General features: G+C 65.0%; 23 protein-coding genes. 10 read left to right on the forward strand and 13 right to left on the reverse strand.

Features of this window, described 5'->3' with window-relative positions:
* Positions 1-98: 98 nt before the first annotated feature.
* The gene (locus ACQR03_RS25335) at positions 99-1,289 is read left to right on the forward strand and encodes a hypothetical protein (protein ID WP_434841672.1); all 1,191 of its coding nucleotides are present in this window, start codon (positions 99-101) and stop codon (positions 1,287-1,289) included.
* 340 nt (positions 1,290-1,629) lie between these two features.
* On the opposite strand, the gene ACQR03_RS25340 is transcribed toward ACQR03_RS25335, so the two are convergent.
* Complete coding sequence (locus ACQR03_RS25340) at positions 1,630-2,037, reverse strand: META domain-containing protein (protein ID WP_409977975.1); 408 nt, start codon at positions 2,035-2,037, stop codon at positions 1,630-1,632.
* Between the two features lie 150 nt (positions 2,038-2,187).
* The gene (locus tag ACQR03_RS25345; protein WP_316174939.1) at positions 2,188-3,852 is read right to left on the reverse strand and encodes an L-lactate permease; all 1,665 of its coding nucleotides are present in this window, start codon (positions 3,850-3,852) and stop codon (positions 2,188-2,190) included.
* A gap of 322 nt (positions 3,853-4,174) precedes the next feature.
* On the opposite strand from ACQR03_RS25345, the gene ACQR03_RS25350 reads away from it, so the two are divergent.
* Positions 4,175-5,935 (forward strand): ABC transporter ATP-binding protein/permease, encoded by a 1,761-nt coding sequence (locus tag ACQR03_RS25350; protein ID WP_434841671.1) that lies wholly within the window; start codon positions 4,175-4,177, stop codon positions 5,933-5,935.
* A gap of 86 nt (positions 5,936-6,021) precedes the next feature.
* Here the strand turns inward: ACQR03_RS25350 and ACQR03_RS25355 are convergent, their stop codons facing one another.
* From ACQR03_RS25355 to ACQR03_RS25370, 4 genes are all read right to left on the reverse strand, one after another.
* The gene (locus ACQR03_RS25355; protein WP_434841670.1) at positions 6,022-7,017 is read right to left on the reverse strand and encodes a TorF family putative porin; all 996 of its coding nucleotides are present in this window, start codon (positions 7,015-7,017) and stop codon (positions 6,022-6,024) included.
* Between the two features lie 488 nt (positions 7,018-7,505).
* Entirely contained in the window at positions 7,506-7,961 is a 456-nt protein-coding gene (locus tag ACQR03_RS25360; RefSeq protein ID WP_315753410.1) for a hypothetical protein, read from the reverse strand.
* Between the two features lie 75 nt (positions 7,962-8,036).
* The gene (gene glcF, locus ACQR03_RS25365; protein WP_434841669.1) at positions 8,037-9,359 is read right to left on the reverse strand and encodes a glycolate oxidase subunit GlcF; all 1,323 of its coding nucleotides are present in this window, start codon (positions 9,357-9,359) and stop codon (positions 8,037-8,039) included.
* Positions 9,356-10,594: an FAD-binding protein gene (locus ACQR03_RS25370; RefSeq protein ID WP_434841668.1), complete on the reverse strand. Its 1,239-nt coding sequence runs from the start codon at positions 10,592-10,594 to the stop codon at positions 9,356-9,358. Before ACQR03_RS25370 ends, glcF begins: the two co-directional genes overlap by 4 nt.
* A gap of 585 nt (positions 10,595-11,179) precedes the next feature.
* On the opposite strand from ACQR03_RS25370, the gene ACQR03_RS25375 reads away from it, so the two are divergent.
* Positions 11,180-11,518 (forward strand): putative quinol monooxygenase, encoded by a 339-nt coding sequence (locus ACQR03_RS25375; RefSeq protein WP_434841667.1) that lies wholly within the window; start codon positions 11,180-11,182, stop codon positions 11,516-11,518.
* 131 nt (positions 11,519-11,649) lie between these two features.
* On the opposite strand, the gene ACQR03_RS25380 is transcribed toward ACQR03_RS25375, so the two are convergent.
* A complete protein-coding gene (locus tag ACQR03_RS25380) occupies positions 11,650-15,654 on the reverse strand; it encodes a hypothetical protein (RefSeq protein ID WP_434841666.1) in 4,005 nt (1,334 codons plus the stop codon).
* 916 nt (positions 15,655-16,570) lie between these two features.
* A complete protein-coding gene (locus tag ACQR03_RS25385; protein ID WP_434841665.1) occupies positions 16,571-18,064 on the reverse strand; it encodes an FAD-linked oxidase C-terminal domain-containing protein in 1,494 nt (497 codons plus the stop codon).
* A 208-nt stretch (positions 18,065-18,272) separates the two neighbouring features.
* On the opposite strand from ACQR03_RS25385, the gene cycA reads away from it, so the two are divergent.
* Entirely contained in the window at positions 18,273-18,668 is a 396-nt protein-coding gene (gene cycA / locus ACQR03_RS25390; protein ID WP_315716648.1) for a cytochrome c-550 CycA, read from the forward strand.
* Positions 18,669-18,733: 65 nt separating this feature from the next.
* Here the strand turns inward: cycA and ACQR03_RS25395 are convergent, their stop codons facing one another.
* Positions 18,734-19,693, reverse strand: a complete 960-nt coding sequence (locus ACQR03_RS25395; protein ID WP_316184220.1) for an alpha/beta fold hydrolase — start codon at positions 19,691-19,693, stop codon at positions 18,734-18,736.
* Between the two features lie 251 nt (positions 19,694-19,944).
* Here ACQR03_RS25395 and ACQR03_RS25400 point away from each other — a divergent pair, with 251 nt between their 5' ends.
* Complete coding sequence (locus tag ACQR03_RS25400; protein ID WP_315716646.1) at positions 19,945-20,127, forward strand: hypothetical protein; 183 nt, start codon at positions 19,945-19,947, stop codon at positions 20,125-20,127.
* A gap of 28 nt (positions 20,128-20,155) precedes the next feature.
* Here ACQR03_RS25400 and ACQR03_RS25405 read toward each other — a convergent pair whose 3' ends face one another.
* From ACQR03_RS25405 to ykgO, 3 genes are all read right to left on the reverse strand, one after another.
* Entirely contained in the window at positions 20,156-20,413 is a 258-nt protein-coding gene (locus ACQR03_RS25405; protein ID WP_315716645.1) for a hypothetical protein, read from the reverse strand.
* A 103-nt stretch (positions 20,414-20,516) separates the two neighbouring features.
* Positions 20,517-21,146, reverse strand: a complete 630-nt coding sequence (locus ACQR03_RS25410; protein ID WP_315716644.1) for a tetratricopeptide repeat protein — start codon at positions 21,144-21,146, stop codon at positions 20,517-20,519.
* A gap of 96 nt (positions 21,147-21,242) precedes the next feature.
* Positions 21,243-21,368 (reverse strand): type B 50S ribosomal protein L36, encoded by a 126-nt coding sequence (gene ykgO, locus ACQR03_RS25415; RefSeq protein ID WP_006611362.1) that lies wholly within the window; start codon positions 21,366-21,368, stop codon positions 21,243-21,245.
* A 254-nt stretch (positions 21,369-21,622) separates the two neighbouring features.
* On the opposite strand from ykgO, the gene ACQR03_RS25420 reads away from it, so the two are divergent.
* The 3 genes from ACQR03_RS25420 to ACQR03_RS25430 all read left to right on the forward strand — a co-directional run bounded on the left by ACQR03_RS25420 (position 21,623) and on the right by ACQR03_RS25430 (position 23,809).
* Positions 21,623-22,507, forward strand: coding sequence for an amidohydrolase family protein (locus ACQR03_RS25420; RefSeq protein WP_315716643.1), 885 nt, complete (start codon positions 21,623-21,625; stop codon positions 22,505-22,507).
* Positions 22,508-22,605: 98 nt separating this feature from the next.
* A complete protein-coding gene (locus ACQR03_RS25425) occupies positions 22,606-23,352 on the forward strand; it encodes a haloacid dehalogenase type II (protein WP_316174947.1) in 747 nt (248 codons plus the stop codon).
* Complete coding sequence (locus tag ACQR03_RS25430; RefSeq protein WP_315716641.1) at positions 23,342-23,809, forward strand: YbaK/EbsC family protein; 468 nt, start codon at positions 23,342-23,344, stop codon at positions 23,807-23,809. The genes ACQR03_RS25425 and ACQR03_RS25430 overlap by 11 nt, the downstream gene beginning before the upstream one ends.
* A gap of 23 nt (positions 23,810-23,832) precedes the next feature.
* Here ACQR03_RS25430 and ACQR03_RS25435 read toward each other — a convergent pair whose 3' ends face one another.
* Entirely contained in the window at positions 23,833-24,741 is a 909-nt protein-coding gene (locus ACQR03_RS25435; protein WP_315810724.1) for a LysR family transcriptional regulator, read from the reverse strand.
* Positions 24,742-24,872: 131 nt separating this feature from the next.
* Between ACQR03_RS25435 and ACQR03_RS25440 the strand changes: the two genes are divergently transcribed.
* Together ACQR03_RS25440 and wrbA are read left to right on the forward strand one after the other, a co-directional pair.
* Positions 24,873-25,571, forward strand: a complete 699-nt coding sequence (locus tag ACQR03_RS25440; protein WP_315753387.1) for a pirin family protein — start codon at positions 24,873-24,875, stop codon at positions 25,569-25,571.
* Between the two features lie 74 nt (positions 25,572-25,645).
* Positions 25,646-26,245: an NAD(P)H:quinone oxidoreductase gene (gene wrbA / locus ACQR03_RS25445; RefSeq protein WP_315716638.1), complete on the forward strand. Its 600-nt coding sequence runs from the start codon at positions 25,646-25,648 to the stop codon at positions 26,243-26,245.
* Positions 26,246-26,316: the final 71 nt, after the last annotated feature.

The raw sequence follows: 26,316 nt of genomic DNA on the forward strand, positions 1-26,316 counted from the left end.
GCGGCCTTCTTTTTGGCCGAGTGTCCGCACCGGGGGTGCAGCGACCGCAAATCGGCGCTACAGCTTAAGGCCGATTCTGCCCCCACAAGGATTTTCAGATGCACGCGATTTTGCTTGCGCTGGCCGTGATTGCAGCGGCCGCGCCGGAACTCGGTTGGGCCCAGAGCAAGAGCGGGACCAAGGCCCCCGCCAACGAGACTCGGTATTTCACCGCGATCGACGGCCTGATGGACGGCAATGCCGACGTGATCCTGAAGGAGACGCGCCAGGGCAAAACCGTCACCGCCGCCACGCTCGACGTCTGCTATCCCGTCGCAAAGAATTCGGATCGCAAGGACCGCTTCGTGGTCAGCCTCACCGTCAATGGCCAGACCTTGACCGGTGCGACCCAGAGCAACGGCGCCAAGGAGCCGGTCACGGTGAAGCTGAATCGCAAGCCGACCGGCGACACGTTCGAGTTCCGCGGACAGATCGCGATCGGCAAGACCGTCACCGAGGTGGCGTCGACCGACAATTCCGACGTCAGCGAGAAGGAGTTCCAGGAGAGCCAGTCGAGCGACGACGGCATCAGCGCCCAGCCGAAGGACTTCACTGACGTCTCGCCCGAGGCGATCTCGGTCCGGCTCAAGCTAGACGCGGTGACCGACTTCCTCAAGAGCCTGAAGGGCGAGAACGTCGAAGTTTCGCTGTCGAGCCTCATCGTGAGCTGCGACGCACTGCGCGCGGGCGAGCAGACCATCAGCATGACCGTCGACCCCGAACGAGCCGGCGCGCTGATCGCGAAGGCGCGGACCATGAACGGCGTCGTCACTGCCGGCTGGACCGCCGGCACGGTCGAGATGGACCGCACCATCCGCTTTGCGGCGGCCGACTGGCGCGACGGTGACAAGATCAACAAGGACAAGCTGGCGGGCGCCATCTCCGACGTGCTGGCCAAGACCTACAATGCCAAGCCGACGAGTGCGGCGTGGAATCCGGTCAGCGGCAAGCTGAAGCTGACGTTGAAGCGGCCGAGCCAGCTGATGCCGGCGCTCGAGCTGACCGACGTCATCGAGGTCACCGGCCTCGTCTCGGCGGACAAGCCGGGCGGCGCCGACGCGCTGATGCTCTGGATCAGCAGCCCGACGACGACCACCATCGATGAGGCCTCGAGCGCCAAGCTGATCCTGTCGGACGAATCCTCGGGCGACGAGGAAGGCGACACGCGGGATGATGGCGGCGCCATCGACGAGCTGGCGAAGGCCTTCAAGGCCAAGCGCTGGGATGCGGACAACTCGGTCTGGAAGTAAGGCGAGCCATGACGGCATGGCGCCGCGATCTCAGATGCCACCCTCCCCTGGAGGGGGAGGGTCGATCGCGCGCGAAGCGGGCGAGCGGGGTGACGCCGCGGGCACCGGTGCACGTGGAGAGATCACCCCACCCCGCCTCCCATTCGCTGCGCTCATGAGAGGCGACCCTCCCCCTCCAGGGGAGGGTGACCGCGGGGCAGACCTCAAGGGTGCACACTGCGGAAGCGCGAGCGTGCGCAAGGCTGTTTGCTCAAATCATGATGCGGAAAGTGGAACGCATCATGCTCGAGCTTGAGCCCTCGACAGTCCCCACCAGGACTTTGGAAACGGCCGTCTCGGCTCAATTGGTGTTGAGCCGGAAGCGCAGCGTCTTCGGTCCGATGAAGATGATCAGGTCGCCCTGACGCTTCCAGTTCGTCACCGCGCTCAGCGCCGCGATCAGTTCGTCGTCGGCCTGCGCGCGCGCCGCCGGGCAGTTGCGGTCCTCGATCTTGCCGGCGATGAACACGATGGTGTTGCCGGCGACCGAGAACTGCCCCTTGCCGCCCTTGCACCACAGCTCGAGCACAGCATCACCGTTGTCGCCGATGTCGAGATCCGGCACCCGCTTCGAGCCCGGCTGCGGCAGCGCATCCAGCGTCATCTCCATGCCGAAGGGAAATTCCTCCGCCGAGGCGGCGGCAAGGGGCACGGCCGACATCAACAGGGCCGCAGCCAGTTTGGCGCAAGCTCGCTTCACTACTCGCATCGTTCCTCTCGACACATCATCACGTGCAGGGCTCGCCTCTTAAGCGATCGGCCCGGCGACCGCCAGCACGGCTCCCGCACAAATGTGTTCCAAACATAGCAAGCCCCGCGCCGCAGCTACGGCGCGGGGCGTTTGTCGCTGCCGGTGTTGCTACTTCAGCACCATCGCCGTGAACGGATAGACATAGGCCTGCAAGGTGACGAACAGGCCGACCAGACAGGCCAGCACGATCGAATGCAGGAAGACGTAGCGCAGGATCGAGCTCTCGTGGCCGTACCAGTTGGTGGCGGTCGAGGCGACGACGATCGACTGCGCATCGATCATCTTGCCCATGACACCGCCGGAGGAGTTGGCGGCCGCCATCAGGACAGGGGACAGGCCGAGCTGCTCGGAGGTGATCTTCTGCAGGTTTCCGAACAGCACGTTCGAGGCCGTATCCGATCCCGTCAGCGCCACGCCCAACCAGCCGAGCAAGGTGCCGAAGAACGGATAGAGCACGCCTGTCGCGGCGAAGGCCAAGCCGAGCGTGGCATCGACGCCGGACAGCCGGGTCAGCGTGCCGATCGCGAGCATCGCCGAGATCGTGATCAGCGAGATCGCGCAGAGACGGATGGTGCGGCCGTATTCCGCGATCAGTCTGCCCGGTCCGACACCCATCAGGAAGCCGGAGATGATCGCGGCGATCAGCATGCCGGTGCCGGTGAAGGTCAGGTAGGTGAACGAGAACACCGCGCCTTCCGGCGTCGGCTTCGCAGCCACCGGCGGCATCTTGTTGATCAGCTTGTCGAGCTCGGGCACCGGATAGTTCCAGGTGAAGATCGAGTTCGCCCAGGCCTTGAAGGCGCCGTTGCCCCAGATCAGCATGATGACGCAGACGATGATCCAGGGCAGCAGCGCGCCCCAGAGCTCGGCTTGCGTCAGCGGCGTGCGGTCCAGCGGCTTCGCCGCCGTCATCGTGGCGGCCGATTCGTCACGCCCGCGCAGCGCCGGCGACAGCCACAGCTGCTTGGGCTGCCAGACCTTCAGGAACAGGATCAGCGCGCCCATCGAGATCAGCGAGGCGCCGATGTCGACGATCCACGGATTGATGTAGTTCGAGATCAGGAATTGCGGCACCGCGAAGGAGACGCCGGTGACCAGGATCGCCGGCCAGATGTCCTTCATGCCCTTCCAGCCCGCGAACGCCCAGATCACCCAGAACGGCACGATCAGCGAGAACACCGGCAGCTGCCGGCCGACCATCGCGCCGAGGATGTAAGGGTCGAGACCGGTGACCGAGGCGAGGCCCTGGATCGGCGTGCCCAGCGCGCCATAGGCGACCGGGGCGGTGTTGGCGATCAGCGACAGGCCGGAGGCCGCGAGCGGCGAGAAGCCGAGACCGATCAGCACGGCACCGGTGATCGCCACCGGGGTGCCGAAGCCGGACGCGCCTTCGAAGAACGCGCCGAAGGAGAAGGCGACCAGCAACAGTTGCAGCCGCCGGTCCTCCGTGACGCCGCCGATGGCGCGCTTCAGAAGCTCGAACCGTCCGGTGGAAACCGTGACCTGGTAGAGGAAGATGACGTTCAGGACGATCCAGCCGATCGGAAAGAACCCGGTGATGACGCCCAGAAACGTCGCGCGCAGCGACATGTTGGCCGGCATCGTAAAGACGAAGATCGTGATCAGGTTGGTCAGGATCACGGCGATGATCGCCGCGATGTGTGCCTTGACCTTGCCGCTGGCGATCAGCACCAGCAGCGTCACCACCGGGACGGCGGCGGCCAGCGTCGACAGCGCCGGGCTCCCCAACGGGTCGTAGATTTGATTCCACATCGTGACTTCTCCCCCCACGTTCTTGTTGTTGGACCTGAGGCCGGCGGGACGGATCAGGTCTGCTCGCCCAGGCCCCCAAGCCTGGCAAAGGTCGGAAAAGCAGATCACAAAACCGGCAACGCCCAACTCTGCTCAAATTCTCGCGAAATCTGGCGGCGGTCGCAGTCCCTCTCCCCTGCCCCATGCTACGGTTTGTCACACGCGACCGACAAGCCGGCCGCCACCCGCCAGATTACGACTTTAGTCTAGGCAGGCGGTGCCAACGACGATTTTCTCGTTTTTCGTCAGCCTGTTAAGACATTTTCTCAGGAGCAGCCCCTCTGTGAACAATCTGCGCTCGACCGTCGCCACCGTCTGGCGGATCGCCATTCCCTACTTCCGCTCCGAGGACAAGGTCGCCGGCCGCATCCTCCTCGCCGCCGTCATTGCGATCGAACTGTCGCTCGTTGCGATCCAGGTGCTGGTGAACCAGTGGCAGAACAGGTTCTTCAACGCGCTGCAGCAGTATGATTGGAACAGCTTCATCTGGGAAATCGGCGTGTTCGCCGTACTGGCGACCATCTTCATCATCCTGGCCGTCTACCAGCTCTATCTCAATCAATGGCTGCAGATCCGCTGGCGGCGGTGGATGACCGACGTCTACCTGCGCCGCTGGCTGGACAACGCCACGCACTATCGCATGCAGCTCAAGGGCGACATCGCCGACAACCCGGACCAGCGCATTGCCGACGACGTGCAGCTGTTCGTCGACAAGACGCTGAACATCACCATCGGCCTGCTCAGCTCGATCGTCTCGCTCGCATCGTTCATGGTGGTGCTTTGGGGGCTGTCGACCGATGCCCCGCTGCAGCTGTTCGGCACCGACATCGCGATCCCCGGCTACCTGGTCTGGATCGCGCTGATCTATGCGATCTTCGGGACCATCCTGACGCATTGGATCGGCTCGCCGCTCGTCAATCTCAACTTCGAGCAGCAGCGCTACGAGGCCGACTTCCGCTTCAACCTGGTGCGGGTGCGCGAAAGCTCCGAGCAGATCGCGCTGCTGCGCGGCGAAGGCGCCGAGCAAGGTCAGCTCGGAACCCGCTTCGGCCGGGTCGTGCAGAACTGGTACCAGATCATGAGCCGGACCAAGCGGCTGACGGCCTTCACGGCGGGCTATTCGCAGGCGGCGGTGATCTTTCCCTATGTGCTCGTTGCGCCTGCCTACTTCGCCAAGTCGATCCAGATGGGCGGCATCATGCAGACGGCGTCCGCGTTCTCGACGGTGCAGGGCGCGCTGTCGTTCTTCGTGACGACTTACCGGACGCTTGCCGACTGGCGCTCGACCGTCGCCCGCCTCGACGGCTTCGACATGTCCATCGAGAGCGCGCACAAGCTCTCGGGCGAGCCGCAGACGATCGATGTCGTCGACCATGCCGGCGACAGCATCGATCTCGCCCAGCTGCTGCTGAAGCTGCCCAATGGCCTGCCGCTGGTCGCGGCCGACGGCTTCAGCATCGGCAACAACGAGCGCACGCTGCTGACCGGCCCCTCCGGCGCCGGCAAGTCGACGCTGTTCCGCGCCATCGCCGGCGTCTGGCCGTTCGGCAGCGGCGCCATCAGCGTGCCCTCGCATGCCAAGCTGATGATGCTGCCGCAGCGGCCCTACTTCCCGATCGGCGCGCTCAAGGCGGCGATCGTCTATCCCGCGGCGGCGGACGCTTTCAGCGTCGAGCAGGTCAGGGAGGCGCTGGTGGCCGTCGGTCTGCCGCAACTGGCGGACCGCCTGGACGAGGACTCGCACTGGAACCGGATGCTGTCGCTCGGCGAGCAGCAGCGGCTCGGAATTGCCCGCGCGCTGCTGCATGCGCCCCAATATCTCTTCCTCGATGAGGCCACGGCCTCGCTCGACGAGCCGAGCGAAGCCAGGCTCTATCGGGTCATCGCCGAACGGCTGCCGCAGACCACCGTCGTCTCGATCGGCCACCGCTCGACCCTGCACGAGTTCCATGATCGGAAGGTCGAGCTGATTCGGGATGGCGACCGGTTCTCGCTGCGGCCGGCCGGACAGGCGGCCGAAGCGACCGCGGATGGAGGCAGCTGACGCGAGCGCCGCTGCGCCAGCAAAAGCAGAAGGGCGGCAGATTGCTCCGCCGCCCTTCGTGATAAGTTCGATCCGCCTTGCGGTGATTACTTCAGGTTGGTCATCGCCGTCAGGTCGACCGAGAGCTTGGCGATGCCGGTGGCGCCGCACCACTTCGAGCCCAGGCCACCCGGGTTGATCGGGGTGACGTTGGTGGTGCCGCTGGCGGTGAAGTCGCCGGTGAAGGCGTTGCAATTGCCCTTCGACAGGTTGGTGTCGGAGTAGCGCAGATCCAGCGTGAACACCTTGTAGGTGAAGCCGACGCCGAGGTTCCAGGTGTTGTAGTCGGCGTACTTGATGCCGTTCGGGAAGGCCGCGGTGCCGTAGAAGCTGTCGGTGGTGCCGAACCACTGGCGGCCGAACTCACCCGACACATACATGCCGACGCCGCTGGAGCCGAAGGTGGTGCTGGGCGCGGTCCACTTGCCGGTGACCGAGGTATAGTTGCCCCAGGCGCCGGAGTTCAGGAAGCTCGGGGTGTAGAATTCGGTGACGCCGAACGTCCAGTTGTCGTTCACCGTGTAGTTCATCTTGCCGTAGACTTCGAAGAAGCTGACGTCCTTCTTCATGGTGTTGAAGTTCGTCAAGGTGTTGGCCTGACACTCGGCGCTCAGGGCGCGGCCGGCGAAGTCCGTCGTGGCGCCACCGCCGTAATAGCAGGTCCCGCCCGGATACAGATAGCCCCAGACGCCGATGTCGAAGGCGAAGGCGCCGAAGGTCGGGCGGACACCGCCGTAGATGTCGATCTCGGCAGCAGCGCGGTTCGGGAAGGAAATGCTCTCGCCGGCGACGCCGACGTAGAACTGCAGGTCCTTGTTGACGTTGAAGCGCGGCTCGAAATAGGCGGCCACCGACGGCTTGTGGTTCGACTGGGTGACGCCACGGAACACGTAGTCGTTCATGATCGCCGCGCCGAACGCGATATCCCAGGGATCGAACGTGACCGGAGGCGGAGCCTTATAGGCCTTGACCGCCATGTCCGCCGCCGAAGCCGATCCCGAAACCATTGCCAGCGCCGTTGCCAGCAAAGCCCACTTCTTCATGACGATCCCCATTACCTATTTCGAAAAGCCTGCCCCACCTTGGCCCCCCAGGGCGCAAACAAGACCGGCTGCGTCATCCAGACACAATTTGTGCCAGGGTCTCGCCGCACGTGAAGCAAAAAAGCGCGGCATCTGCCGCCTTTTTGGGCGTTTTGACAATTCTACGGCAGGTAGTCAGCGCGTGTTGCATTTGAACAACAAATCTCCGTGTCCAAACGCGCGCCAGGACGCACATTCGGTTGTGCCGACGCGCTGGAATCGTGGTGTCCCAAGCAAAACGACACGGCGTAACGAGGTCGGATTCGCCCGGCCGTAGATCTGCGGGGCGACGGCTCCGACGAACAGATCCATCGGCAATTAGGACAGCCGACGCAGACGACAGAAGCCAGACGACAGGCGCCGGCAACAAACGAGAAGGCCGCAGCGTTGCCGCCGCGGCCTCCCGATGTGAATTCGTCTGGTGGTGAGAACGATCCGGACCGGAAAGATCAGTTTCCGGAGGCGGTCCCCTCGCCGTCTTCGTGCTCCTCGGGTGCCGCGCTCGGCATCGCCCAGCTGGTCTCGGCAGCCGATTCGGTCTCGTTCACTGCCGGGGTCTCGACCAGCGGAGCCATCTTGGGAGCCCGCTTCTTGGCGGCCTTCTTCTTCGGCGCGGCAGGAGCCTTTGCGGCCGACGTCTTGGCCTTCTTGGCGGGAGCCTTCTTCGCAGCAGCCTTCTTGGCAGGCGCCTTGGCCGCCTTCTTCGCCGCGGCCTTCACGGTCTTCTTCGCCTTCTTGGCGGGCGCCTTGGCAGCCTTCTTGGCGGCCTTTTTCGCGGACTTCGGTGCAGACTTCTTCGCAGCCTTCTTGGCGGACTTCTTCGTCGCCTTCTTCGCTGACTTGGCCTGCGCCATCAGCTTCTTCTTTTCTTTCTTGTCCTTCTTCGCCTTCTTGTCCTTCGCCATCAGAAACCCTCCAGTTGCCGCCGTTCGATCAGCTCGTCCGGCGGGACGGGCCGGCAGTCAGCACGCGCCCATCCGTCAAATCATTCCTGGCCGCGGACCGCCCGTCGCCCAGTCGAGAAGCTCAACGGTGTGCACGACGGGGACAGAGGTGCCGCTGGCAATCTGCATCATGCAGCCGATATTGCCCGCCGCGATCACATTCGGCTTGACGGTCGCGATGTTGGCGACCTTGCGATCGCGCAGCTTCATCGCGATGTCAGGCTGGAGAATGTTGTAGGTCCCCGCCGAACCGCAACACAAATGACTCTCCGGTATATCTTTCACCACGAATCCGGACTTGGAAAGCAATTCTTTCGGAATGCTCGTGATTTTCTGCCCATGTTGCAGTGAGCAGGCCGAGTGATAGGCGACGACGATGTCGTCGCGCCGAGAGGCGGAGGCCAGTTCGAGACCGGCGAGATACTCGGTGATGTCCTTCGCCATCGCCGACACGGCGGCCGCGGCCGCCGCATATTGCGGGTCTTCGCGCAGCATGTGTCCGTAGTCCTTGATGACGGTGCCGCAGCCCGAGGTCGTCACCAGGATGGCGTCGAGACCGCCGCGTTTCATCTCCGCGGTCCACGCGTCGACATTGGCGCGCGCCCGCGCCAGCGCGTCGGCATCCTGCCCCATGTGGTGGGTCAGCGCACCGCAGCATTGCTCGTCCCTGACCAGCACGACCTCGACGCCGTGCCGCGTCAGGACGCTGATCGCGGCCTGGTTGATGCGCGGCGCCAGCGCCGCTTGCGCACAGCCCTGCAGCAGCGCCACGCGGCCGCGCCGCGCGCCCTGCGCGGCAAACACGCTGCCGCCCGCCGGCCCTGGCGGCGGCAGCGCCACGGCCGGCGCCAGGTCGAGCATCGCCCTGACGCGCCGCAGCAGGCCCGGCGCAGGTGTTCGCGTCGCGGAGGACGCCGGCAGCAGCGCCTTCAACGGCCGGCCGAGCCGCGCCAGGGTCATCGCCAGCCGAAACTCGCGCGGCCGCGGCAGCACATAGGCGAGCACGGCGCGGAGCCACCGGTCGGTCAGCGGGCGCTGGTAGCGCTGCTCGATTCGCACCCGCGCCTGATCGACCAGATGCATGTAGTGGACGCCCGACGGGCAGGTCGTCATGCAGGACAGGCACGACAGGCAGCGGTCGATGTGCTTGACCACGTCGGCGGTCGGTGCCTGATCCTTCTCGAGCATCTGCTTGATCAGGTAGATGCGCCCGCGCGGGCTGTCGAGCTCGTCGCCGAGCAGCACGTAGGTCGGGCAGGTCGCGGTGCAGAAGCCGCAATGCACGCAGGCGCGCAGGATCTTGTCGGCGACCGCGATGTCGGGATCGGCGAGCTGCGCCAAGGTGAACTCGGTCTTCATGGCGCAACGCTCCGCCGGATACGGCCGCGGTTGAGAATGGTCTTGGGATCGAAGGAGACGCGAACCCGCTCCTCCAGCGCGGCGACACCCGGCGGCTGCGGGTGGAAGACGTCGACCGCCAGACGCATCTCGTCCCACGCGCGCAGCAGGGTGGCGTGACCGCCGACGGCCTCCACCTGCTTGCGCACCAGCCCCGCGGACGCATCGGGCTGCGGCGGCAGCGCGGCCCAGATCAGCCCCCCGCCCCAGTCATAGATCACCTCGCCGCCGGTCTGGCGCGTCAAGGCCTGCCCGATGGCGCCGCCCGACACCGGCGGGCAGACGATCCGCCAGACCGTCCAGGCCCCGAGCGGCCCGTTGGCGGCGAACGGCAGCACGTCGCGGACGGCGCTCCAGACATCGGCGGAGGCGTCGTCCGCGATGATCTCGGCCGCACCGAAGGTCGCGAGCTGCCGGGCAAGCGACGCCGCCCGATGCGCGGCGGACGCCGTGATGCCCTCCAGCCTGATCACCGTGACCGCCTCGCGCGGCGAGCCGGTCGGGCTCAGGCCTTCGACCTCCGGCCGCAAGGTCGAGGCCGGCAGATGCGCGGCTCCGGACACATCGAACGGCGAGCCGAGAGCGGCCGTCATGGCCCGGTTGGCCTTGAGGTCGTCGAGCCCGCGCAGCACCAGGCTGCGCTCCGACTCCGGCCGCGGCATCACCTTCAGGGTCGCCTCGGTCATGACCGCGAGCGTGCCCCAGGAGCCCGCCAGCAGCTTGCAGAGATCGTAGCCGGTGACGTTCTTGACCACCTTGCCGCCGGTCTTGAAGCTCTCGCCGAACCCGGAGACGGCATGCGCCCCGAGCAGATGGTCGCGCACCCCGCCGGCGCGGATGCGCCGCGGACCGGCCAGCCCCGCCGCGATCATGCCGCCCAGCGTGCCTCGGCCCGTCGTCCCGAGCAGCGGACCCGTATCCATCGGCTCGAACGCGAATTGCTGGCTCTTCGAATCGATCAGCGACAAGAGGTCGGCGAGCGGCGCCCCGGCCTGCGCGGTGATGATCAGCTCGTTCGGCTCGTAGGCGACGACCGCGCTCAGGGCCGACAGATCGAGCACGGCATTGGTCGCCGTGATCTGGCCGATCTGGCGCTTCGAGCCGTGGCCGATGACATCGAGCGGCTGCTCGCTCGCGATCGCGGCGCGAACCACCTCCTCCACGTCGGCTGCGTTGCGTACTTTCAGGGCGTCCACCACTGCTCGCCTTGCTCGTTGATGATGACCGGCGGCCCCGCGCAACGCGCGGCCACCGGCGTTGCAGCCCTTCTAAAGCGTTGCGGGCCGGACACAAGGGCGGCCACGACGGAACGTTCACGCGCGATCTGCATGGCCCCGCCGTCGTGCTCTGCGGCATCGAGGCCTCGCTGCCCTGCAGGACCATCGCATATGACGCCGTCAGAGTCCGGCCGAGCTGTTTCAACGTCGTCATGGCCGGGCTTGTCCCGGCCTGCGCGGCCGAAGCCGCTTCGACGCGGCGAAGGCCCGGCCATCCACGTCGTCGAACCCGGAGAAGGAAAGACGTCGATGCCGGGCCTTCGCCCCGCGAGGCGCCGGGCCGCGCAGGTGGAACAAGCCCGGGCATCGCGTACTCCCCAGCCCGTAGGGCGGGTTAGCGAAGCGTAACCCGCCGCCTTCCGAGACACATGGCGGATGACGCCTTCGGCTAATGCGCCCTACGCCCTCATGTGCACATCCATCCTTCGTCCGCCATCGAAGGATCAGATGCAGGAACTGCGGTATCGTTGCCCTTGCAGCACTTCAACGAAAGGACCGATCACAATGACCGGATATGCCATCTCAACGAAAACCGTGAACGAGGCCGTCAGCGGCGGCGGCCTGCTGGTGGTGGCGCAATGGGAGGCCAGGGACGGCGAAGCCGACCGCGTCGCCGAGATCCTGTCGCGCTTCCTGCCCGAGGCGCAGCGCGAGCCCGGCGCAAAACTGTTCCTGATCTCCCGCGCCAAGGACAACCCGGCGCAGTTCCTGTTCTACGAGCTGTTCCGCGACGAAGCCGCGTTCAAGGCCCACCAGGAGAGCGATCACTTCAAGACCTACATCGCCGGCCAGGCCCTGCCGCTGCTCGCGCGGCGCGAGCGGATGCAGTACGCGCTGATTTAGGTCGCGAGCCTATCAAGACCGAGATTGGTGAACAGCGGCCTGTCCGTTTCTTGCGAGGTAGCGGGCAGACCGGCGTTAGAGGGCGCTATTCAGCGCGGAGGGCGCGCCACAATAAGTGCGTTGCAATTGCACTACACATCGCCCGAGACATCGAAGACAATGACGGCGATGCGCTTGCGCATATCCGTTGGCACAAGGTCCTCCAACATCTGCTTCATCTCGCCGGCAGATTGCGGCCGGGCCTTCCCACCGGGCGGCGCCGGGATGGTGTGCGGCTTTCGCTTGTCGCCGAACCAGAACACGCCGTAGATGCCAAACCCCTTGGCTTCGGGATCGGGCGTATAGAAGCGCTCCAGTTGACCTTGAATGGCTGTCCAGACCTCGCCGTGATAATCGCGCTTGAGCTCGACAAGGATCTTCACCGATGGAACGGCCACCACGATGTCGGCCCGCTTATCGGCAACCATATGCCCTTCCGGCTCGACCATGATGCCAAGCGGCTGAAACGATGACCGCATCAAATCGATGAGGTGATCCCGGCATGCTTCTTCGGGCCTAGGCTCTTCCGGGCGTGAATAAGAGTCGATATTCCAAAACCCTTTGTAAGTATCGGTGTTCGCGCGTGCGATGCGATGGCTGAGATCGAGGAGATGAGTGACCAAAAGCGCATGCAGGTCAGCCGCGGTGGCCGGACGTCCATTCTCCAGGGCGGCGATGGTCTGCCGCCAATCCGGCCGGTCGTATTCCACGTCTCGCCTTCGCTGCCGTTGATTGGCGAGCGCGTGGAGGATCGAAGCACGGTATGAGGCAAGCGCGGTATGGGTGCTCAACCTCTCCAAGGCCTCGGTCGCGGCCTTGCTCGGTACGGCGGAGATCATGTTGACCAGCGTACGAATCCACTCCGATGCGTCCCAGGCGTTCGTGTCGCCCCACCCGCCGCCTGTGGGATGCGGGGTGTCCGGGTAAGCGCTGGCACTCAATACCACCAGAAATTCGGCGATCGGCACCGGCAACGGCTGCGAAGGTTGCCCCATGCGCACAAAGCCCGCCTTGTTGCGAAGATCGAAAATGAACTGTTTGCGCACACTCACACGTTGCGTAACGGCGCTTTCAAACTCAGCCGGCGCAAGGACGTAGGCGGTCGCGAGCCACAGGTCCCGCTGCCGCTCGCTCAATGTTGTCCCGGCCAGCACGGTTCGCGCCAAGGTCAATAGACGGTCGTGCGCCGCCGGCAGTTTGGCAGCGGCAGTCAGCATATCGTCGAGACGGTAGGGATCGGCGTTCGGGTAATCGGCTAGCAGTGCAAGCGTGAGATCGGCGCGGTAGGGCTCGAATGGCGCTTCGGTCAGAAGTTCGTGGAGGCCCGAGACGAACTGATCATTCCGCGACAAGCGGAGGCGCGCGACCGAAAGATAGGCATCGCGGATCAGTTCCGGCCGAGCCTCGATGAGCGCGTTGCGCCATGGCTGGCTCCACCACTGCTGACTGCCATCATGGTATTCCATCACGGGGTTAGTAATATCGAACGCAAGCATGCCTCTGAGAAAATCATTGGAGAGCCCGGAGAGACCTTGTCCTGTTGCACAGCGTTCAGTCAGGCCCGCCGTCAGGGCGTACCACCAATCATAGTGCTGGTGTTCGGCAGTAAGTGACATGACGGCGTCAGATGTCGGTACGTCTTCGCGGGAGACGGACGCAGCCAGACCTTCAAGAGCGGCGACGACGCGCTCTTCGCCGAGCCAGGCCGTAAGACGGTCTCGCGGCGATAATTCTTCATCACAGTCGTTGTACAAGCCAAAATAAATCTGAGCAATGTGTGCAAGCCAGCCGAGGTGGCTTCCGCTTCGGATGCTCTCGATCTCCTGATCGAATTCCTCCCGCTGACGATCGCGTGCGGTGCCGTCGTCAGGAGCGTGCTTTGGGAGCCGCCGGAGATAATTGTCCGGAAGCTTTGTCTCAAGGGTTTTGGATCGAACGTCCTTGAGACGCGCATCGCCATCGGCCAGCGACCAAAGCACCAGGAAAACCTCGTCGGCGCGCGGATGCGTCGCATGGAGGCAGAGAGCGATGGCAAATTCAAAGAGCAGGAGCTGGCGATCGCTGCTGACCGCGGCGGCATTCAGTTCGGCCAGCACTAGTTCAAGGATCGCATCGGTATCGAGTTCGAAGAGGATAGCTTCGCGGAATTGAAAAAAGGCGGGCCAGCGTTGCTCATCGAAGGGCACCGTGCGGAAAAAATGTCGCGCGATATCCGCGAGCCGCTCCCGTCGGTGCTGTATTGCGGCGCGCAATCCGCGGGCGCGCCCTTCACCGCCCTTGAAGAGGGCGCGCTTGCGCAACCATCCCAGCGCCTGTTCGGGATCGTACGTGCCGGGCGCTTCCCACGCGCGCACAAGAAGGTGGGCATAGAGCGAACCGACTTCCCAGTGGGGACGATCCAACCCGATGCGATCGGGGTCCGGCACGACAACGCCGTCAAGCACCTGCGGCAGATCGGACAAAGGCAGGTGATCGCGCAGTGCCCAGAGCGCGCCCGACCCGACCATGTCGCCAGTTTCGAAGCAGTCGTTGATGAGAGCTACGGCGTCCGTTGCATCGTAGGGATCACCGTAAAGCGCAATCACCGCTTCAGCTCGGAGACGAATAGCGTTCAAATTTTTGCCGAGCTGCGGATACAAGGTGCGCAATGCGGCTCGACCCGGCTCGCCCAGGCGCCCCAGCGCGGCGAGCGCATGCGCGCGTTCGGCATAAGGAGAAGCCTCTCGCGCCACGACCGCGGCGAGGTCCGGCAGCATGTCGGGTAAGGGCGGTCCCATTGCAAGCGCATCTACAACGACCGAGCGAACGCCGAAGCCCGAAGCGGGATTGCTCAATATGGTGCGGAACTCCGGCACCATATCTTGTCTTGCGAGGCCACCGATCGGTTTGGCCTGCCAATTCCCCGAACGAAACCAGGGATTCTCGGTGGAGAGACGATCAAGAGCTCTAACAAGGCAGGCGCACGCGGAGGGCGACAACGAAGCGGCATCGCCATAGGTCAGCACGCCGTAAGGGTCAGCGTCGATTAATTCATTTGCGCGTTCGGGAAGATGAACAGCGAGCCAGGCATGAAGGCCGCGCAGCTCTGCGGCCGGGTGCCCGTCGACGCCCATGAGCGCCGTCACCCGGTTAAATGGAAGACCCTGGCGAATGCGTACGGCAAGAAATTCGGCAGCAAGAAATTCGGCGGTGGTGCGGTGCGCGTAATCGACGGTTTCGCTTTCAGGTCCGGCGTCGAATATCCGGCGTCCGAGTGCTGCTAGCACGCGTTCGGGCGGGAAAAACGTCACCGACCGATACCCCGGAATATCTTCTGTGCCTTCCTGATCGGTAAGGCTCACGGCCTCGACGTCGCTGATTAGCCGAGCTGCGCAGACCGCACCCGCAGCCGGACGCAAATCGGCGACGGAGAAGGACCCGGTGCCCGAACGCGCGCGTTCCTTATCGAACTCTTGCAGCATGAGTTGCGTCGATAACTCGAACAACTGCTTGCGCGTCGAGGGCCAGCTTCCGGTCTGAACTGCGCGCCACAGCATGATGAGGTTTTGCGGGTTCTCAAGAAAATCGTCGAGGCCACGTTCGGTTGCGTCATCGAGAAACGCAGCGGCAGCAACTGCATCGACACTTTGCCCAGCAAGAACGGCGATCTGTTCGGCGCGCGACAGGCTTTGCAGCAAGAGAACCGGCGTGTCGCCGTGCTGTTCGAAGTAAGGCTGGAACCCGGCAAGGTCGCTCTCGCCCAACCAATCGGCGACGCGGCAAGAAATCCGCACCTTCGCGGGACTGACCGCAAAGAGCTTTTCGACGAGCGCATCGACCGTGTCGCGGTCGGTGCGCCCCGCGCGTTTCTCGTCAAGACCATCGATAAAGAGAGCCTGCCCCCGAAGCCGATCGGCCGGCACGGTGAGAAAGGCGCGCGCCTTAATAAAGTGCGCGCCTTCGCGCTTGGCCGCCTGGTCGAAGACGTGCGTTTTGCCGGCGCCGGGATCGCCCAGGAGAACGAGGTTGGGCCTATCGGCAAAGTCCTCGAAGGGCCGGGCCGCAGCTTCCTGTGGTTGATCCGGCTTGAGATTGAGTTGGCGAACGGTGCGGTTCATGACGGCAATGGACCGGGAAATTGAAGTTAGTCGCGGGTAGACCGACTCGCCGAAGCGGTGCGCTGGAGACTACCATGTTTGAGCCCTACAACTGGGCACCCACGTGAGGAAAATTATCTCGCAAGCATTTCAAGGTGCTGCTGCAGCAAGATTCACCCGATTGACGAAAATCTCCTCTTTCGCTTTTACAGAAATCATGTATAACTCCACCCATCCTGCCCCTCCGAGAGGGACGTACGCGCGGTCGTCACGATACGTGGGGTGGGGATGCGGTGGCCGTGTCGGGTCGCAGCGTGGCTTTGGCCGTGCCGACGAACGATGTCGACGCGGACGTGAAATCGTGTGGGCCTGGCCTCCCGGTGCTGAGGCCAATCCTGTCATGCCCCTTGCGGGGCTGACAGGCGACGGGGACAAGAACGCCGATCCCCGGGGCGAGCACGTATAAGCGTTAAGACCGCCGCGCAGGGAATGCCGGATGCTCGGCTGAACCTGTGGTACCTGCCGCCTGCATTTTTTTCGCAGGCGGGCCATGGGTGAGGCCTTCACCCGGCATTCCCTGCGCCCTCTCGATGGTTTTGGAGGGCGGTGTCGATGGCATCACTTGGGCGGAGGACGTCGCGGGAATGTGGACGTGTGCCTGCGGACGGAGGTGGATGCGATGAGGTCAGCTCTCTCCACGTCATTCCGGGGCATCGCGCAGCGATGAGCCCGGAATCCATAACCACGAGCGGGCGTTGTCGGAGCGAGATGGAGCGAACCGCGCGCCCCCCCCCCACAGCGGCCTGTGGTTATGGATTCCGGGCTCGCCCTGCGGGCGCCCCGGAATGACGCGGGGAGAGAGGTTCGCGTCAGATCCAGCAGACGTAGTTGATCGGGCAGACATCGGATGACGCCGCCCTGCTCTCCCGTCCGCGCCTCAGAATCTCGGCAGATCGGGAAACGCCAGCTTGCCGCCGTGGACGTGCATGCGGCCGAGCTCGGCGCAGCGGTGCAAGGTCGGAAACACCTTGCCGGGATTGAGCAGGCCCTGGCTGTCAAAGGCGCACTTCACCCGCTGCTGCTGGTTGAGGTCGATCTCGGTGAACATCTCCGGCATCAGGTCGCGCTTCTCGATGCCGACGCCGTGCTCGCCGGTCAGGACGCCGCCGAGCTCGACGCAGCAGCGCAGGATGTCGGCGCCGAAGGCTTCCGCGCGCTCCATCTCGCCCGGCTTGTTGGCGTCGTAGAGGATCAGCGGATGCAGATTGCCGTCGCCGGCATGGAACACGTTGGCGCAGCCGAGCTGGTACTTCTCCGAGAGCTCGCGGATGCGCGCCAGCGCCTTCGGCAGCGCGCCGCGCGGGATGGTGCCGTCCATGCAGAGATAGTCCGGCGAGATGCGCCCCACGGCGGGGAACGCCGCCTTGCGGCCGGCCCAGAACAGGTTGCGCTCGGCCTCCGAGGTGGAGATGCGACAGGTGGTCGAGCCGCAGCCGTTCGCGATCGCCTCGACGCGGCCGATCAGCTCGTCGACCTCGACGCCGGGGCCGTCGAGCTCGATGATCAAGAGCGCCTCGACGTCGAGCGGATAGCCGGCATGGACGAAGGCCTCGGCGGCATGAATGGCCGGCTTGTCCATCATCTCCATGCCGCCGGGAATGATGCCGGCGCCGATGATGCGGGCGACGCATTCGCCGGCGGCCTCGACCTCGGCGAAGCCGACCATCAGCGCGCGCGCCGTCTCCGGCTTCTGCAGGATGCGCACGGTGACCTCGGTGACCACGCCGAGCAGGCCCTCCGAGCCGGTGATCAGGCCCATCAGGTCGTAGCCGGCGTTCTCGGCGCACTTTCCTCCGATGCGCAGGACCTCGCCGGTCATCAGCACGAACTCGCAGCCGAGCACGTTGTTGGTGGTCATGCCGTATTTCAGGCAGTGCACGCCGCCGGAATTCTCCGCGACATTGCCGCCGATCGAGCAGGCGATCTGCGACGACGGGTCCGGCGCATAGTAGAAGCCGGCATGCGCCACCGCCTGGCTGATGGCGAGGTTGGTGACCCCTGGCTCGGTGACGACGACGCGGTTGTCGAAATCGATGTCGCGGATGCGCTTGAACTTGCCGAGCCCGAGCAGCACGCCGTCGGCCAGCGGCAGCGCGCCGCCGGACAGCGAGGTGCCCGAGCCGCGGGGAACCACCTTGATGCCCTGCCCGTGGCAATATTTCAGGACCTGCGAGACCTGCGCGGTGGTCTCCGGCAGCACCACGACCATCGGCGGCTGGCGGTAGGCCATCAACCCGTCGGACTCGTAGGGCAGCATCTCGGCGGCGCTGTCGATGACGCCTTCGCCCGGCACGATCGCACGCAGTGCAGCAACGATCTCGTCGCGGCGCGCCAGCACCGCCCGATCAGCTTCCGGCATCATGATCGCCATCGCGTTCCTCCGGCCCTCGATTTGTGCTGGCATATCAATCACAACGGAAACGGTTTGGATAGGCAGCGGATCCGCATCGAAGTTTGCGGCAGAGCAACAAGCTCCGCCATTATGCTGATTTGCCTCAGTGCTTCCCCGCTTGTGCGTCGCCTGAGGCCATGCCACAACCTGCGCGCAAACTCGTCTCGTAACCCACAGAGCCTGATCCATGAAGAAAATGACTTTGAGCGCGCTCGTCGTCCTCGCCTCGTCGTCGCTGGCATCTGCCGCGCTGGCGCAGGATGCCGCCGCCGGCAAGACGTCCTTCAACAAGTGCCTGCCCTGCCACGCGATCGGCGAGGGCGCGAAGAACAAGGTCGGCCCGGAACTCAACGGCCTCGACGGCCGCAAGTCGGGCAGCGCGCCGGACTACAACTATTCGGAAGCCAACAAGAACTCGGGCATCACCTGGAACGAGGCGGTTTTCAAGGAATACATCAAGGACCCGAAGGCCAAGATCCCCGGCACCAAGATGACCTTCGCCGGCATCAAGAACGAGACCGAGATCAACAACCTCTGGGCCTATGTCTCGTCGTTCGACAAGGACGGCAAGCAGAAGCAGTAAGCGGCCGCCGGCCGACACGTCACCTCGACTGCAAAGCCCCGGCGGACCGCCGGGGCTTTTTCACATCACGGCGCCAGGGCGGCGGCCGGGGTCACCGCGGCGACGATCCGGTCGACCTCGCCGGCCACCAGCTCCGGCACCGCGTTCTGGACCATGTGCCCGAGGTCGGGCAGCACGATCAGGCGGCTCTGTGGCACGACCCGCGCGAGCGGGCGGGAATGGATGTCGGTATAGACCGTCCGGTCGGCCCCGCCCGCCACGATCGTGACCGGGACCTTGATCTCGCCATAGCGCGGCGCCTGCTCGATCACCGCCTGCTTCAGGGTGACGAGATCGCGGGCATTGGCCATGAACTCGCGCGGGCGCAGCAGCAGCGGCGTCGCGGTCCGGTCGACGAAATCGTCCGGCATCGCCTGCGGCGCGAACACGCCGCGGGCGCCGGGCGCCATCAGCGCCAGGCCGAGCGGCAGCGTGATCGTGTGCGCCAGCAACGGCCCGACCACCGGCGTCGTGACGGCCTCGTTGTAGCGCCCGACCCCGCCCCGCCAGGGATAGGCGACCGGCGCCAGCATCACGAGGCCCGCAACCCGGTCGGGGAAGTCGAGCGCCATGCGCAGGCCGAGCGCGCCGCTCCAGGAATGCACCACCAGGACGACCTGGCCGACGCCGAGCCGCGCCAGCACCTCGTCCAGCATCCGGGCCTGGGCCGCGGGCGTGGAATCCTCAGGCCGCGCGCGCGGGCTCCAGCCGTGGCCGGGACGGTCGACCAGCAGCACCCGGTGGCGCTGCGCCAGGAGATCACCCAGCGGACGGCGCATGGCTTCGAGGTTCGAGCTCGCCCCATGGAGCAGCAGGAGCGGCGGTCCAGACGCGTTGCGCGGCCCGATATCCACAAGATTGATGGTCGCACCGGCCACCGGGATCGCCTGCCCCTGCTGCGGATAGCGCTTTTCGACGATCGCGATACCGGCCCGCGTGGCCAGCGCGAGCCCACCGAGGACCACAGCAATAGTGATTGAAATCATTGATATTTTTCTACGTGTCACGCTGACAGATACGGAGCAGAACGAAGGCGGTTGCGCGGGAAAGCGCGCAATTCCACGTCCCGTCAAGCCAATCCTGTCATCATGGCGTCGTCGGCCATTTTATAACCATGGTCGGGACATTTCCTCGCAATCGGCTGATGGCCGTGAATTACTTGCGGTCAGATCATTGCGTCGTTTGAACACGATGACCGGCCCTGCGTTTTGTTTGGTGTTTTGGGAGGGGGTTACCGATGAGTTTTCGTTCGAGCGAGGCTGCGATCGACGAGATCGTCGCAAGTTGCAATGGCGATCTCCGCGGCGCGCTGAAGGCCCTGCTGCTGGTCAACGAGCATCTCGAGGCCGAGATCGCGCAGCTGTATGCCGCAGCCGCGCAGTACGGCATGCCGGACCGCCGCAGCACCGCATTTCACTGAGTCGGCTGACCGGGCCGGATTGCGCCGATCAGTCCTCGGACGTGATGTCCTTGTTCGGGCACGCGTTGATCGTCGATCGCGCCAGCTTGGCGTCGTCTTTCGACTTGAACGGCCCGGACGCGAACCAGATGTCGCCCATGGTGGGGGTGACGATCGGATTGCTGGTCACGATCTCGCAGCGATTGGTGGCGCGGTTGCCGACCACCCAGAACAGATCCGGATCCTCGGCCCAGGCGGCCGTCGCCGTCATTCCGATGAGCGCTGCCGTCAGCACTGCACGCCTCATTGCGCCACCTCCTCGCCGGATGTCCTCCGATCAACGGCAGGTGGGATGGCGCAGATCGGCCGGCAAGGACGGCCGTCCTGACATGGTTAATCGACCGCCAAGGCTAGATGTCGCGGCCTTCGACCTTCTCGGTCAGCGTCTTGACCAGCTCCGGCACCTTGTCCAGGTGCGGATTGACCTCGAGCGCCTTGCGGAACGCGTCCAGGGCCCGCTTCTCCTCGCCGAGGTCCTGCATAATCATGCCGAGGCCCGCGAGCGCGCCGAAGTGCCGCGGCTCACGCAGCAGGACCTGCTGGATGTCGGCAAGCGAGCGACCGTAATCGTTCTGGAGGTAATAGATCGTCGCGCGACGGTTCCAGGCCTCGACGTAGTCCGGCCGGAGCTTGATGACCGAATCGAGCAGCTTGAGCGCAACCTCGTTCTGCTTCGCGTCCATCGCCGCCTTGGACCGCGCCATCAGCAGGGCGACGGTGTCACTGGGGGTCTGCAGCCAGATCGCCCAGATGCGGGCCTCGACATGCTTGGCGCTGATCTCGTCGGGCGCCGCCTTCAGGGCGCCGAACAGGAAATCCAGGCCCTTGGTCTTGTCGGCGCCGACCTTGGGCAGCTTGGCCGGAGCCTCGGGCGGCTTTGGCTTGACGCCGGCCCGCGGCTCCCCCTGCGCAAAGGCAAGGTGCGGTACCGAAATGACGACAACGGCGAGAAGAATCGCCCGCAAGGATCGCTTGGCCATGCCCCAAGTCTAAACGCAGTCGGCGCGTCCTGCAAAGCAGCACGCGCCTCAAAGACCTGTGAGAAGGCCCCTCTTCTCGAGGGGAGATCTACGGGATCAGCCCTGGCGAGCCTTGAAGCGGCGCTGGACCTTGTTGATCACGTAGACGCGGCCCTTGCGGCGGACCAGACGGTTGGCGCGATGGCGGCCACGCAGCGACTTCAGCGAGTTACGGACCTTCATGGGACATCCTGATACGTTGAAAGGCCGTGTTGGACAGGCCGGAAGTGGCAAATACAAAGGGAGTTCCGCAAGCGACCAAGTCGCCCGGATTGGCCGGTTTCTAACCACCAGCCCGCCGGATGTCAATCATGGCGGGCCCCGGCTTCAACAGAACCGGCCGGCGACGGGCCCCTCGATCCAACTTGGCGATTGCCAAATTTGTTATATCCTATAATCAATTTTCCAAAGCCAAGAACCAACCGCCGGGAACGCCCATGCCCAAGCTCGCTCTGCCCAAGATCGACGATGTCGTCGCCATCGACATCCACACCCATGCCGAGGAGCCCTGCGGCATGCATGCGGATGACGGCTACGACGATTTCCAGGCCCAGATGGCCGACTACTTCAAGTCGCCGCACAAGCACCCGCCGACGGTGCCGGAGACGGCGGCCTATTACCGCTCCAAGAACATCGCCGCCGTGATCTTCCCGGTCGACGCCGAGCGCGAGACCGGCTTCCGCCGCTACAACAATTACGAGATGCTCGAGGTCGCCTCCGACCATCTCGATGTGCTGATCCCCTTCGTCAGCATCGATCCGCACAAGGGCAAGCTCGGCGTCCGCGAGGCGCGCAAGCTGATCGAGGAGTATGGCGTCCGCGGCTTCAAGTTCCACCCGACCATGCAGGGCTTCTACGCCAACGACCGGCTGGCCTATCCGCTGTATGAGGCGATCAACGACGGCGGCGCGATCGCGCTGTTCCACACCGGCCAGACCGGCGTCGGCTCGGGCATGCCGGGCGGCATGGGGATGCGGCTGAAGTACTCGAACCCGATGTACATGGATGACGTCGCGGCCGACTTCCCCGACCTCAAGATCATTCTCGCCCACCCCTCCTTCCCCTGGCAGGAGGAGGCGCTGTCGGTCGCGACCCACAAGCCGAACGTGTACATCGACCTCTCCGGCTGGTCGCCAAAGTACTTCCCGCCGATCCTGGTGCGCTACATCAACTCGATCCTGCAGGACAAGATGCTGTTCGGCTCCGACTGGCCGGTGATCACGCCCGACCGCTGGCTCGCCGATTTCGCCAAGCTCGACATCCGCGAGGAGATCCGGCCGAAGGTGCTGAAGGCCAACGCGCGCAGGCTGCTCGGGATCTGAGGCCGTCCGACGGCTCGTATCGTCGAGGATCGTGCTATCGTCCGCAGGCGCGGTGGCCGTCGGCCATCGCGCCTGCCTCTCTCGATGAGGTGAGCGCCGTGCCCTTCAAAGCCGTGGTCTTCGATGCCTATGGCACGCTGTACGACATCCAGTCAGTAGCGGCGGTCACCGAGCAGGCTTTTCCCGGCCACGGCGACATCATCACCCAGATCTGGCGCATCAAGCAGCTCGAATACACCTGGCTGCGCTCGCTGATGCAGCGCTACGAGGATTTTTCGGTCGTTACCCGCGAGTCGCTGCTCTATACGCTGCGCGTTCTCGGCCTGCAGGCGGATGCGATCACACGCGATCGCATCATCGCCAAATATCTCGATCTCGATCCCTACCCTGATGCACGTGCCGCGCTCGCCGCGATGAAGGACCGCCGGCTCGCGATCCTCTCCAACGGCAGCCCAGCGATGCTCGACGGCCTTGTGAAAGCCAGCGCCTTCGACACGCTGCTCGATGCCGTCATCAGCGTCGATGCCCACAAGATCTTCAAGCCGAGCTCGCAAGCCTATGCGCTGATCGAGGAGACACTCGGGCTTGCGCCCGACGAGGTGCTGTTCGTGTCCTCCAATCCCTGGGACGTCTGCGGCGCCAAGGCCTTCGGTCTCAACGTTGCCTGGATCGAGCGCGTCACTCCCGAAGCCATGGCGGCCGCCTGCATCAAGACCGATCTCGTGTCCCCGCTCACGATGTTCAAGGCGCTGCGGACCCAGATGGACGAGTTGGGTTTTGCGCCCGATCATCGTATTGCTGCGCTTTCCGAATTGCCTGAGATCGTCAACACGCATGAGCCTTGAATCCGTCCGCGCCTTCTTCGCCGAAAAAGCCCCCGACATCGACGTTCTCGTCTCCAGCCAGAGCTCCGCAACCGTGGCGCTCGCGGCGGAAGCCTATGGCGTGGAGCCGGCCCGCATCGCCAAGACGCTGTCGTTGCGCGTCGGCGAGCGCGTCATCCTGATCGTCGCCGCGGGCCACGCGCGCATGGACAACAAGAAGGTGAAGGCGCTGTTCGGCGGCAAGCCGAAGATGCTCGGCCTCGACGAGGTCGCCGACATCACCGGACACGAGGTCGGCGGCGTCTGCCCGTTCGGCTTGAAGTCGCCGCTACCGGTGTATTGCGACGTCTCGCTGAAGGCCTTCGACATCGTGGTGCCCGCCGCGGGCTCGACCCACAGCGCGGTGAAGATCACGCCGGATCGCTTGGCCGAGCTGACGGGAGCCGCATGGGTCGATGTGTGCGAGGTGCAGTCCTGATCGGCTGGGATCGGCGGCCGCGATCATCGCTTCTTCCCCTTCGCGAGTTCCTTCACCAGAAACTCCGTCAGCACCTCGACCCGCGCGGGGCGCGGGCCGCCGGGCGGCATCACCAGATGCATTGCGCCTTCGGGCTGGCTCCAGCCCTTCAGCACCACCTCGACCTCGCCTGACGCGATCGCGTCGCCAACGATGAAATCCGGCAGGTCCGCGATGCCGAGCCCGGCGAGCACCGCCGGCAACAGCGCTTCGCCATTGTTGACGCGCAGCTGTCCCGCCGGCCGTACGCTGGCCTGCTCGCCGGCCGCATTGGTGTAGTGCCAGACGCCGGCGGTGGAGAGATAGGCGTAGCCGAAGCATTTGTGCTCGGCGAGATGCATCGGATGCGTCGGCCGTCCGTGGCGCTTCAGATAGGACGGCGCCGCCACCGTGTAGCGCGGCATGGGGCAAAGGCGGCGCGCGACCAGCGACGAGTCCGGAAGCCGCGCGATCCGCAGCGCGAGGTCGAACCCTTCGCCGATCAGATCGACGGTGGCGTCGCTCATGTGGAGGTCGATCGAGACCTCCGGATATTGCTCTAGGAACGCCGGCAGCAGCGGCGCGATCTTCTTGACGCCGAACGTCATCGGCACCGCGAAGCGCACCAGGCCGCGCGGCGTCAGCGACTGCGCGAGCGCCTCAGTCTCGGCAGCCTCGCCATCGGCGAGCAGCTGCGCGGCACGCTCGGACAGGCGCTGGCCGGCGTCCGTCAGCGCCAAGCGCCGCGAGGTGCGGTTGAACAGCCGCGTGCCCAGACGCTCCTCGAGCCGGCTCACCGCCTTGGAGACGGAGGCCTTGGAGAGGCTCAGCTCCTGCGCGGCGCCGGCGAAGGAGCGCAGCTCGACGACCTTGGCGAAGATCGCCATCGCCTCGAAATCCGGAAGTCGCGCCATCGCCCTCAAATCTCGTTTTTGGAAACAATAGGTTTCAATAGTTTCTATTTCTATACCCCGGTCGCTCCCTTATTCCAATGCCCAACAGCACGGCGGCCCCGGCCGGCCGTTTCAACCACAGGAGCAGACCCATGATCGAATTGAAGCCCTTTGCGGCGCTGGGCGGCGCCGACCACGGCTGGCTAAAGGCAAAGCACCATTTCTCGTTCGCGAGCTATTACGACCCCAGCAACATGGGCCACGGCGCCCTGCGCGTCTGGAACGATGACGAGATCGCGCCGAACACCGGCTTCCCGGCGCATCCGCACCGGAACATGGAGATCATCACCTATGTCCGCGAGGGGGCGATCACCCATCAGGACAGCCTCGGCAACAAGGGCCGCACCGAGGCCGGCGACGTCCAGGTGATGAGTGCGGGCAGCGGCATCCGCCACTCCGAGTACAATCTGGAGCCGACCACGACGCGGATCTTCCAGATCTGGATCGAGCCGACCACCGATGGCGGCCAACCGACCTGGGGCGCCAAGCCGTTCCCGAAGTCCGACCGTTCCGGCAAGCTTGTCACACTGGCGAGCGGCTTCGCAGATGACGGCGACGCGTTGCCGATCCGTGCCAAGGCGCGCGTACTCGGCACCACGCTGAAGGCCGGCGAGACCGCCGAGTACAGCGCCGACAAGGCCCGCCACATCTATCTGGTGCCCGCAGCCGGCAGCGTCGAAGTGAACGGCGTCCGAGTCAACGCCCGTGACGGCGCCGCCATCCGCGACGAGGCCACGCTCAAGATCACCGCGCTCGAAGATTCCGAGCTGGTGCTCGTCGACGCCGCCTGACCTCTCACGCGATCCCGGCCGGGCATCCGGCCGGGACGCTCTCCCCGATCATCCTCGTCCCCACGGAGACTGCCATGACCAAGGTTCTCGTTCTCTACTACTCCGCATACGGCCACATCGAAGCGATGGCCAACGCGGTGGCCGAAGGCGCCCGCGAGACCGGCGCCACCGTCGACGTCAAGCGCGTGCCCGAACTGGTGCCGGCCGACGTCGCCAAGGCCTCCTACTACAAGCTCGACCAGACTGCCCCGATCGCCAAGGTCGAGGAGCTCGCCGATTACGACGCGATCATCGTCGGCACCGGCACCCGCTTCGGCCGCATGGCCTCGCAGATGGCCAACTTCCTCGATCAGGCCGGCGGCCTGTGGGCCAAGGGCGCGCTCCACGGCAAGGTCGGCGGCGCCTTCACCTCGACCGCGACCCAGCACGGCGGCCAGGAGGTCACGCTGTTCTCGATCATCACCAACCTCTTGCATTTCGGCATGACCATCGTCGGCCTCAACTACGGCTTCGCCGGCCAGATGAAGCTCGACGAGGTGACCGGCGGCTCGCCCTATGGCGCCACCACCATCACCGGCGGTGACGGCAGCCGGCAGCCGAGCGCGAACGAGCTGGCGGGGGCGCGCTATCAGGGCCGCGTCATCGCCGAGACCGCAAAGAAGCTGCATGGCTGATGCGACTGGGGCGGCACTTCCGTAAACGAAGTGCCGCCCCATCTCGCAAAAGTCGGAAGGATGCCAAGGAG

The sequence above is a fragment of the Bradyrhizobium sp. HKCCYLS3070 genome (assembly GCF_051167575.1).
Lineage (GTDB): Bacteria > Pseudomonadota > Alphaproteobacteria > Rhizobiales > Xanthobacteraceae > Bradyrhizobium.

What these genes read in the sequence shown, in the direction of transcription:
- ACQR03_RS25405 (WP_315716645.1), bottom strand. Translation starts at nt 20,413, where the DNA reads ATGAGGCGTGCAGTGCTGACGGCAGCGCTCATCGGAATGACGGCGACG.
- ACQR03_RS25335 (WP_434841672.1), top strand. Translation starts at nt 99, where the DNA reads ATGCACGCGATTTTGCTTGCGCTGGCCGTGATTGCAGCGGCCGCGCCG.
- wrbA (WP_315716638.1), top strand. Translation starts at nt 25,646, where the DNA reads ATGACCAAGGTTCTCGTTCTCTACTACTCCGCATACGGCCACATCGAA.
- ACQR03_RS25340 (WP_409977975.1), bottom strand. Translation starts at nt 2,037, where the DNA reads ATGCGAGTAGTGAAGCGAGCTTGCGCCAAACTGGCTGCGGCCCTGTTG.
- ACQR03_RS25420 (WP_315716643.1), top strand. Translation starts at nt 21,623, where the DNA reads ATGCCCAAGCTCGCTCTGCCCAAGATCGACGATGTCGTCGCCATCGAC.
- ACQR03_RS25430 (WP_315716641.1), top strand. Translation starts at nt 23,342, where the DNA reads ATGAGCCTTGAATCCGTCCGCGCCTTCTTCGCCGAAAAAGCCCCCGAC.
- ACQR03_RS25355 (WP_434841670.1), bottom strand. Translation starts at nt 7,017, where the DNA reads ATGAAGAAGTGGGCTTTGCTGGCAACGGCGCTGGCAATGGTTTCGGGA.
- ACQR03_RS25435 (WP_315810724.1), bottom strand. Translation starts at nt 24,741, where the DNA reads ATGGCGCGACTTCCGGATTTCGAGGCGATGGCGATCTTCGCCAAGGTC.
- ACQR03_RS25385 (WP_434841665.1), bottom strand. Translation starts at nt 18,064, where the DNA reads ATGGCGATCATGATGCCGGAAGCTGATCGGGCGGTGCTGGCGCGCCGC.
- ACQR03_RS25410 (WP_315716644.1), bottom strand. Translation starts at nt 21,146, where the DNA reads ATGGCCAAGCGATCCTTGCGGGCGATTCTTCTCGCCGTTGTCGTCATT.
- ykgO (WP_006611362.1), bottom strand. Translation starts at nt 21,368, where the DNA reads ATGAAGGTCCGTAACTCGCTGAAGTCGCTGCGTGGCCGCCATCGCGCC.
- ACQR03_RS25380 (WP_434841666.1), bottom strand. Translation starts at nt 15,654, where the DNA reads ATGAACCGCACCGTTCGCCAACTCAATCTCAAGCCGGATCAACCACAG.
- ACQR03_RS25375 (WP_434841667.1), top strand. Translation starts at nt 11,180, where the DNA reads ATGACCGGATATGCCATCTCAACGAAAACCGTGAACGAGGCCGTCAGC.
- ACQR03_RS25395 (WP_316184220.1), bottom strand. Translation starts at nt 19,693, where the DNA reads ATGATTTCAATCACTATTGCTGTGGTCCTCGGTGGGCTCGCGCTGGCC.
- cycA (WP_315716648.1), top strand. Translation starts at nt 18,273, where the DNA reads ATGAAGAAAATGACTTTGAGCGCGCTCGTCGTCCTCGCCTCGTCGTCG.
- ACQR03_RS25345 (WP_316174939.1), bottom strand. Translation starts at nt 3,852, where the DNA reads ATGTGGAATCAAATCTACGACCCGTTGGGGAGCCCGGCGCTGTCGACG.
- ACQR03_RS25440 (WP_315753387.1), top strand. Translation starts at nt 24,873, where the DNA reads ATGATCGAATTGAAGCCCTTTGCGGCGCTGGGCGGCGCCGACCACGGC.
- ACQR03_RS25360 (WP_315753410.1), bottom strand. Translation starts at nt 7,961, where the DNA reads ATGGCGAAGGACAAGAAGGCGAAGAAGGACAAGAAAGAAAAGAAGAAG.
- ACQR03_RS25400 (WP_315716646.1), top strand. Translation starts at nt 19,945, where the DNA reads ATGAGTTTTCGTTCGAGCGAGGCTGCGATCGACGAGATCGTCGCAAGT.
- glcF (WP_434841669.1), bottom strand. Translation starts at nt 9,359, where the DNA reads ATGAAGACCGAGTTCACCTTGGCGCAGCTCGCCGATCCCGACATCGCG.